A 1,235-nucleotide genomic window follows, 5' to 3' on the forward strand; every position below is an offset into this window, starting at 1 on the left:
TGGACTTCCCCTTCAAAAGTGGAGGGCTTCTGTTAGACAAAACTGACAGGAGACTTAGAATTGAAGCAGCGAGAATTTACAGAAGAGTTCAAACGCGAAGCCGTTCGGATTTTAACGACGAGTGGTCGAAGCATTTCGTCGGTTGCCGATGACCTCGGGATTGGTAAGTCAACGCTTGACCGTTGGCGGCGCAATTTTGCTGAGAAAGATCTGCTTTCTGGTCCGCATGAGGACATGAGCCAGGAGCTTGCCCGGCTTCGTAAAGAAAACGAGCTTCTACGCCAAGAACGAGATTTATTAAAAAAAGCGACGGCCTTCTTCGCTCGGGAGACAAGTCGATGAAATTTGCGTTCATCGACACGGAGAAGGCCCATATGTCTCTATCACGGCTATGTGCTTTCGCAGGCGTCAGCATCAGCGGCTATTATGCATGGAAGCATCGTTTGCCCAGTCGTCGTCAGCTTGATGACATGATTATTCTGGCTCACATTCGTAATCAGTTTGCACTGTCACGTGGAACCTATGGTAGCCCTCGAATGCATGTTGAACTGAATGAAGAATGCATTCGAGCAGGTCGTCACCGCACGGCGCGACTGATGCGTGAAAATGGTTTGAAAGCCCGGCAGAAAACGCGCTTCAAACGCACGACCGACAGCAATCATGGTGAGCCTGTCGCACCCAATCTTCTGGATCAGGACTTCACTTGTGACGGACCAGATCAGAAATGGGGTGTCGATATCAGTTACATATGGACCGCAGAAGGATGGCTGTATCTGGCAATCGTTGTCGATCTTTATTCTCGTCGCATCATTGGCTGGGAAGCGCGTGACCGAATGAAAAAGGACCTTGCTATCTGTGCTTTGAAGAAGGCCATTGCAATCCGGCAACCAAAGCCGGGTTTGATCCAGCATTCGGACAGGGGAAGCCAATATGCCAGTTATGAGTATCGTAAAATCCTCAAAGCGCACAGCATGCTTCCATCCATGAGCGGCAAAGGAAATTGTTACGATAATTCGATGGTGGAAACCGTCTTCAAAACGTTCAAGTCAGAACTGATATGGCGAACTGTGTTCTACACACGTAAGGATGCAATCAAAGCCATTGGCGAATACATTGACGGCTTCTATAATCCTGTGCGCAGACATTCTGCACTCGGGTATAAATCACCGATCCAGTTCGAGATGATAAAACGTAAACTAGTGACAGAACCTCTCCATTAAATCAGGGCAAGTCCA

Annotated in this window: 1 protein-coding gene; it reads left to right on the top strand. The window is 48.4% G+C overall.

Annotated elements, in window-relative coordinates:
* The first annotated feature begins 60 nt into the window (after window positions 1-60).
* Window positions 61-1,220 (top strand): IS3 family transposase gene (locus WH356_RS23965; RefSeq protein WP_394069811.1). Its coding sequence is split into 2 segments (ribosomal slippage): window positions 61-322 and window positions 322-1,220, totalling 1,161 coding nucleotides; the frame shifts between segments, so codons are not numbered across the junction.
* Window positions 1,221-1,235 lie beyond the last annotated feature (15 nt).

This window comes from Ochrobactrum sp. MYb379 (assembly GCF_037479515.1).
Taxonomy (GTDB): domain Bacteria; phylum Pseudomonadota; class Alphaproteobacteria; order Rhizobiales; family Rhizobiaceae; genus Brucella.